This window comes from Streptomyces sp. UH6, assembly GCF_013421635.1.
Classification (GTDB): Bacteria; Actinomycetota; Actinomycetes; order Streptomycetales; family Streptomycetaceae; genus Streptomyces; species Streptomyces abyssomicinicus.
In genome coordinates this window covers 1-7,011 of sequence record NZ_JACADT010000239.1, presented here as the reverse complement: position 1 = coordinate 7,011, position 7,011 = coordinate 1, and the positions used below count along the sequence as shown (strand labels likewise).

7 protein-coding genes are annotated in these 7,011 nt (G+C 72.7%); 3 read left to right on the top strand and 4 right to left on the bottom strand.

All coding sequences use genetic code 11. The features are described 5' to 3' along the window. Positions 1-37 precede the first annotated feature (37 nt). On the bottom strand, positions 38-790 hold the full coding sequence (locus tag HW445_RS14115; protein ID WP_180221369.1) for a hypothetical protein: 753 nt from the start codon (positions 788-790) through the stop codon (positions 38-40). A 204-nt stretch (positions 791-994) separates the two neighbouring features. Here HW445_RS14115 and HW445_RS14110 point away from each other — a divergent pair, with 204 nt between their 5' ends. From HW445_RS14110 to HW445_RS14100, 3 genes are read left to right on the top strand one after another with little or no spacing between them, the layout of a single operon-like run. Further along, the gene (locus HW445_RS14110; protein ID WP_180221368.1) at positions 995-2,308 is read left to right on the top strand and encodes a magnesium transporter MgtE N-terminal domain-containing protein; all 1,314 of its coding nucleotides are present in this window, start codon (positions 995-997) and stop codon (positions 2,306-2,308) included. Next, a complete protein-coding gene (locus HW445_RS14105; protein WP_257231063.1) occupies positions 2,298-3,053 on the top strand; it encodes a DUF1003 domain-containing protein in 756 nt (251 codons plus the stop codon). Before HW445_RS14110 ends, HW445_RS14105 begins: the two co-directional genes overlap by 11 nt. A 43-nt stretch (positions 3,054-3,096) precedes the next feature. Then, complete coding sequence (locus HW445_RS14100) at positions 3,097-4,230, top strand: Mrp/NBP35 family ATP-binding protein (RefSeq protein ID WP_180221367.1); 1,134 nt, start codon at positions 3,097-3,099, stop codon at positions 4,228-4,230. A 260-nt stretch (positions 4,231-4,490) separates the two neighbouring features. On the opposite strand, the gene HW445_RS14095 is transcribed toward HW445_RS14100, so the two are convergent. The 3 genes from HW445_RS14095 to HW445_RS14085 form a co-directional block, all read right to left on the bottom strand. Then, entirely contained in the window at positions 4,491-5,147 is a 657-nt protein-coding gene (locus HW445_RS14095) for a hypothetical protein (protein ID WP_180221366.1), read from the bottom strand. Between the two features lie 193 nt (positions 5,148-5,340). Then, positions 5,341-5,817, bottom strand: coding sequence for a sec-independent translocase (locus HW445_RS14090; protein ID WP_180221365.1), 477 nt, complete (start codon positions 5,815-5,817; stop codon positions 5,341-5,343). A gap of 159 nt (positions 5,818-5,976) precedes the next feature. Continuing rightward, positions 5,977-7,011 (bottom strand): S1C family serine protease (locus tag HW445_RS14085; RefSeq protein ID WP_180221364.1); only part of this gene is annotated, 1,035 nt, incomplete at its 5' end.

Genomic DNA, 7,011 nt, shown 5'->3' with positions numbered 1-7,011 from the left:
CGCGGCCCCTCGGGGCGGCCGGCGGGGCGGGAGAGGGTCACGTCTCGGGAAGGTCCTGGCCGTAGTCGACCTGCTCGTCCTTGGGCGGTTCCTCGAGGTCGAGCCCCTTGTTCCATTCGGCGAACTGGAGGGTGCCCCCCTCGGCGGGCCGCTCCAGGCGGAGCGGGAACGGCGTGCCCTTGAGGGAGACGTCGAGGCGTCCCGCCGCTCCCTCGTCGAACATCAGCCGGATCGTCCGGGCCCCGCCCACCTCGTGGTAACCGTCCTTCGCCGGCTTCCCGTCCAGGTCGAGCAGCCCGTCCAGCAAGGAGTCCATGTCGGTGAAGCCGCTGAACCGCTGGTACGCGGGATCCTTCTCGGGAACCTTCACGTACTTGCCGTCGAGCTTCTCCGCCGTCGTGCCCTCCAGCCCCTTGCCGTCCCCGCCGGCCGCCTGGTTCCAGAAGTCGGCGCCGGCCTGGAGGTACAGGTCCTCCCCCACGCGCAGCAGTCCGAAGGTGGTGCCGCCGGAGGTGACCTCACCCCGGCCGCCGCCGTCGGAGAGCCGCATGTCCAGCTCGACGCCGCCGTCCTTGGTGATCACCGTGCCGGACAGGTGCACCGAGTCCGCCGACCCGACCGCCTTCGTCGCCCGGTCGCGGATCTGCGCCGGCTCCAGCTTCCCGACCCCGTTGGTGCCCTCGTCCGGGTCCGTCCCGCACCCGGTGAGCCCCGTGGTCGCCACGGCCAGGGCGCACACCGCCGCCACCCGGGCGGACATGCGGGTACGACGCTGGGGAATCGGGGTCACAGGCGCGGCTGCCTCTCATCCGGTGTCGACGGCTGGGGGCAGCGTACCGGTGGCCTGACGGGGCAGACGGAGGCAGTCCGTCCGGACCGCCCACCAGGGCGTACCGGACCGGTACGGGCTAGCCTGATCCCCGCCCACTGCGGCGTTTTCCGGGCAACTCGGGGCAAGGGCGGGAAGGCGACCGCCCCTGGAAGGAGGCAGTTCATGGCGGGTGGGCGCATCTTCGTTTCCCACCTCGCGGGCGTGGCCGTGTTCGATCCGAACGGCGACCAGGTCGGTCGGGTGCGGGATCTGATCGTCGTGCTGCGGGTGGGCCGCAGGCCGCCCCGGCTGCTCGGGCTGGTGGTGGAGCTGCCGACCCGGCGGCGGATCTTCCTGCCGATGACCCGGGTCACCGGCATCCAGTCGGGCCAGGTGATCAGCACCGGGGTGCTCAACGTGCGCCGCTTCGAGCAGCGGCCGCCGGAGCGGCTGGTCTTCGGTGAGCTGCTGGACCGGCGGGTGCGGCTCGACGAGAACGACGAGGAGGTCACCGTCCTCGACCTGTCGGTGCACCAGCGGCCGAACAAGCGCGAGTGGGAGGTCGACCGACTCTTCGTGCAGCGCGGTGGCCGCGGCGGCGCGTTCCGCCGCAAGGCCGGCGAGCAGTTCCTGGTGGAGTGGTCGGCGGTCACCGGCCTGTCCCTGGAGGAGAAGGGGCAGGGAGCGGAGAACCTGCTGGCCACCTTCGAGCAGCTGCGCCCCGCCGACCTCGCCAACGTGCTGCACCACCTGTCGGCGAAGCGCCGCGCCGAGGTCGCCGCCGCGCTCGACGACGACCGGCTGGCCGACGTGCTGGAGGAGCTGCCGGAGGACGACCAGATCGAGATCCTCGGCAAGCTCGCCGAGGAACGCGCCGCCGACGTCCTGGAGGCGATGGACCCGGACGACGCCGCCGACCTGCTGTCCGAGCTGCCGGAGGGCGACAAGGAACGGCTGCTGAGCCTGATGCAGCCCGACGACGCCGCCGACATGCGCCGTCTGATGGCCTACGAGGACCGCACCGCGGGCGGTCTGATGACCACCGAGCCGATCGTGCTGCGCCCGGACGCCACGGTCGCCGACGCGCTGGCCCGGGTCCGCAACGCCGACCTCTCCCCCGCGCTCGCCGCGCAGGTCTACGTCTGCCGCCCGCCGGAGGACACCCCGACCGGCAAGTACCTGGGCACCGTCCACTTCCAGCGGCTGCTGCGGGACCCGCCGTACACGCTGGTCGGCTCGATCATCGACGATGACCTCCAGGCGCTGTCGCCCACCGCCGACCTGCCGGTGGTGGCCGGCTTCTTCGCCGCCTACGACATGGTGGCGGCGCCCGTGGTCGACGAGACCGGGTCCCTGCTGGGCGCGGTCACCGTGGACGACGTGCTGGACCACATGCTGCCGGACGACTGGCGCGAGACGGAGTACCACCTGGAGGAACCGCCGGCCGCCCAGAACCCGGCCGAAGCGCCGAAGGAGGCGACTCCGGATGGCCGGTGACCGCGACGACCGGCGCCACCACGGCGACGAGCGCGTTCCCGGCCGCGGCCGGGCCACGGCGCACGGCCGGGAACGGCGCGAGACCAGGGAACGCCGCGAGAGCAGGGAACGGCGCGAGAGCAGGGAACGGCGCGAGACGCGGGAGACGCGCGCCCTCGCGGGGGCCACCGGCACCCGGACGCGGGAGCGCCTGGACCTGCCGCTGGGCACCCGCCGGCGCCGGCTGCTGCCCGAGTGGGACCCGGACGCCTTCGGCCGGGTGTCGGAGCGGATCGCCCGCTTCCTGGGCACCGGCCGCTTCCTGGTGTGGATGACGGTGGCGGTCACCGTGTGGGTGGGCTGGAACGTGGCCGCGCCGGCGCCGCTGCGCTTCGACGAGTACCCGTTCATCTTCCTGACCCTGATGCTGTCGCTCCAGGCCTCCTACGCGGCCCCGCTGATCCTGCTGGCGCAGAACCGGCAGGACGACCGCGACCGGGTCAACCTGGAACAGGACCGCAAGCAGAACGAGCGCTCCATCGCGGACACCGAGTACCTGACCCGGGAGATCGCCGCGCTGCGGATGGGGCTGGGCGAGGTCGCCACCCGTGACTGGATCCGCTCCGAGCTGCACGACCTGCTCAAGGAGATGGAGGAGCAGCGGGCCGGGTCGCAGCGGCCGGACCCGCACCGGTCCGACGGCCACCGTGCGGAGGGGCACCACCCGGAGGGGCACCGCCCGGGACGTGACGCAGACGACCGGTGAGTGGCCTGCCCGGTGTCTCTCCGAGGGCCGTACCATCGTCCTTATGGTTACGGAAGACGCGGTGCGCGAAGCGCTGGCGACGGTGAACGACCCCGAGATCCAGCGGCCCATCACCGAACTCGGGATGGTCAAGTCGGTGGAGATCGGCGAGGACGGCGCGGTCGCCGTCACGGTGTACCTCACCGTCTCGGGCTGTCCGATGCGCGGGACCATCACGGACAACGTGACGTCCGCGCTGACCCGTGTCGAGGGCGTCACCTCGGTCGACGTGACGCTGGACGTGATGAGTGACGAGCAGCGCAAGGAGCTGGCGGCGGCGCTGCGCGGCGGCACCGCCGAGCGCGAGGTCCCGTTCGCCAAGCCGGGTTCGCTGACCCGCGTGTACGCGGTGGCGTCCGGCAAGGGCGGCGTCGGCAAGTCCTCCGTGACGGTCAACCTGGCCGCCGCGATGGCGGCGGACGGCCTGAAGGTCGGTGTGGTCGACGCGGACATCTACGGCCACTCGGTGCCGCGCATGCTGGGCGCGGACGGCCGGCCCACCCAGGTCGAGAACATGATCATGCCGCCGTCGGCGAACGGCGTGAAGGTCATCTCCATCGGCATGTTCACCCCGGGCAACGCCCCGGTGGTGTGGCGCGGCCCGATGCTGCACCGCGCGCTCCAGCAGTTCCTGGCCGACGTGTACTGGGGCGACCTGGACGTCCTGCTGCTCGACCTGCCGCCCGGCACCGGCGACATCGCCATCTCGGTGGCCCAGCTGGTCCCCAACGCGGAGATCCTGGTCGTCACGACGCCGCAGCAGGCCGCCGCGGAGGTCGCCGAGCGCGCGGGTTCCATCGCCGTGCAGACGCATCAGAAGATCGTCGGCGTGGTCGAGAACATGTCCGGCCTGCCCTGCCCGCACTGCGACGAGATGGTCGACGTCTTCGGCACCGGCGGCGGTCAGGTGGTCGCCGACGGCCTGACCCGCACCACCGGCGCCACGGTGCCGGTGCTCGGCTCGATCCCCATCGACGTCCGTCTGCGCGAGGGCGGCGACGAGGGCAAGCCGGTCGTGCTGACCGACCCCGACTCCCCGGCCGGTTCCGCGCTGCGGGCCATCGCGGGCAAGCTCGGCGGACGTCAGCGCGGTCTGTCCGGGCTGTCGCTGGGGATCACCCCGCGCAACAAGTTCTGACCCGTTCCGGCCTCGTTCCGACCCCGCCGTCCGGTCCGCGGCCGGCGGGCGACACGGGACGCACCGCACACACGAGGGGCGCCGTTCTGCCGGACGGCGCCCCTCGGTGTGTGCGGTGCGCCGTGCGGTGTCGTCGTCGTGCGGCCAGGGGCGGTGGTGCGGGTCCGGCGGTGGTGCCGGTCAGGCGGTGGTGCGGCCCGGCGTCGGTGCGGTCCGGCGTCGGTGCGGTCCGGCGTCGGTGGTGCGGCCGGGGCGTGCGGTCAGGCGTCGTAGTCGGCGATGTCCTCGACCGCCGAGAAGCCCAGCCCGTAGGCGCTCATCCCGCGGCCGTACGCGCCGATGTGGACTCCGCTGCCGGTGGAGCCGGCCAGCACCCACCCGAACTCCGACTCCCGGTAGTGGAAGGTGGTCGCCTCGCCGTCCACCGGAAGCTGCAAGGTGGACCAGGCGTGGCATTCCAGGTCGTCGGCGAGCACCCAGGCCGTCTCGGTCTGCTGCTCCAGCCAGTCGTCGCGCAGGGTGTGGTCCATGTGGAGGGGCCACGTGTAGGAGAGCAGCCCCAGGCCGGCCAGCCAGGCGGCGGAGGAGGCGGTGGTGGCGTCCAGCAGGCCGGTGCCGTCCGCGCTGCGCCGGGCCGGCTGGTCGGCGACGGTGACCACCACGGCGAATCGTTCCTTGTCCTCGGCCGCCTCGTAGCGGACCGAGGGTTCCTCTCCGTGGCCGAGGGAACCGTGCTCGACCGCGCCGTCGCCGGAGGCGGCGACCTGCATCAGCCAGCGCGGCCCGGTGAACGCCTCGTCGAGGCCGTACCAGGGGAACGGCGCTCTCAGGTAACCGTCCACCCCGCTGCCGCCCGCGGCGGGCCGGCCGCTTGCGACCGCCGACGCCTGCGCGCCTACCCGACTTCTCGTCTCCATGCCCGGACGCCTCCTCGTTCCTCGCCGGACCGCGGGGAGATCGTGGAGGATCAGCCGCCGGTCCGCACAACAACTCGGCAGCATAGCCACCTCTCTTCACCGGTCCGGGATTACCGCCGACCGGGTGGGTCGGGACGGCGCACGGCGGTGAAGGAGGGCGGAGGGGCGGCGGGGGCCGGCGCGGGCGCCCGGCTCAGGTGGCGTCGAGGTCGTACGGAGGACGCTCGGCGGCCGGCTCCGGCTTCTTCTCCAGGCCGACCGGGCCCGCCGGCTTGGCCGCCGCGGTGGACGGCGGGATGGCCGGGGCGGCCGGGACGGGGGGCGTCGAGGGCCCGGAGGAGGACGGCACGTCCACGGCGTTCGGGTCGGCGAGCTGCTGGATGTCCTTCTTCAGGTCGAGCGACTCGCGGATCTCGTTGATACCGAGGTCGTCGTTCTGCAGCTGCTTGCGGATGAACGTCTTGGGGTTGAGGTCCTGGAACTCGAAGTCCTTGTACTCCGGGCCGAGCTCGTCGCGGATGTCGTTCTTGGCGCTCTCGGAGAACTCGCGGATCTTCCGGATCGTCCGGGAGACGTCCCTGATGACCTTGGGGAGCTTCTCCGGCCCGAAGACGAGCACGGCGAGGACGACGAGCGTGATCAGCTCGAGCGTTCCTATGTCATTGAACACCTGAAGCTCCTTGCGATGTCCCGGGGCGGAACCACGGTACCCGGCCGACCCGCCCCACCGGTACTGTCCGACCACCCTCTGACGCGTACAACACATCCCGGGCCGCCGGGGCGTCACCCCGCGATGACGCTGGGGTGACGCCCCGGTGATGCCCGGCCGTCAGCCGCCGGAGGAACCGAGGACCAGGGTGACCTCACGTTCCTTGCCGTCCCGCTTCACGGTGAGTTCCAGGCGGTCGCCGGGCCGGCGCGCACGGGTCTTGACGATCAGCTCGTCGCCGGAGTGCACCCGGACGCCGTCCACGGCCGTGATCACGTCGCCGGGCTTCAGCCCCGCCTCGGCGCCGGGGCCGCCGGGGGTCACCGGGGAGCCGCCGTCGACGCCCTGGGTGTGCACCCGCGCCCCGTCGCCGGGGTAGGCCATGTCGAGGGTGACGCCTATGACCGGGTGGGTGGCCTCGCCCTCGTTGATCAGCTCCTCGGCGACGCGCTTGGCCTGGTTCACCGGGATGGCGAAGCCGAGGCCTATGGAGCCGGACGTGCCGTCGTCGGTGTCGATGCCGGTGTCGGCGGAGCGGATGGCGGAGTTGATGCCGATGACCCGGCCGCGGGTGTCGAGCAGCGGTCCGCCGGAGTTGCCCGGGTTGATCGGGGCGTCGGTCTGCAGGGCGTCGACGTAGGAGACGTCGCCTCCGTCGCCCTCGCCGCCGGCCGTGATGGGGCGCTCCTTGGCGCTGATGATGCCGGCGGTCACGGTGTTGGCCAGGTCGAAGGGGGCGCCGATGGCCACCACCGGGTCACCGACGCGGACGTCGTCGGAGTTGCCCAGCGGCATGGGGCTCAGGCCCTTCACGCCCTTCACCCGCACCACCGCCAGGTCGTAGCCGGAGTCACCGCCGACCAGCTCGGCGCGGGCGGTCTCGCCGCCGCTGAAGGTGACGACGATGCGGCCGTCGCCGGAGTCCTCGGCGGCCTGCACGACGTGGTGGTTGGTCAGGATGTGGCCGCGGTCGTCGAGCACGAAGCCGGTGCCGGTGCCGGCCTGGCCGGAGCCCTGGACGTGCAGGGTGACCACGCTGGGCAGGGCGCGCTCGGCGATCCCGGCCACGCTGTCCGGGTCGCGGGGGGTGTCGCCGAGGGGCGCCTGCGAGAGTTCGACGACTCCGAGGCCGCCGTAGCGCTCCAGGTACACGCC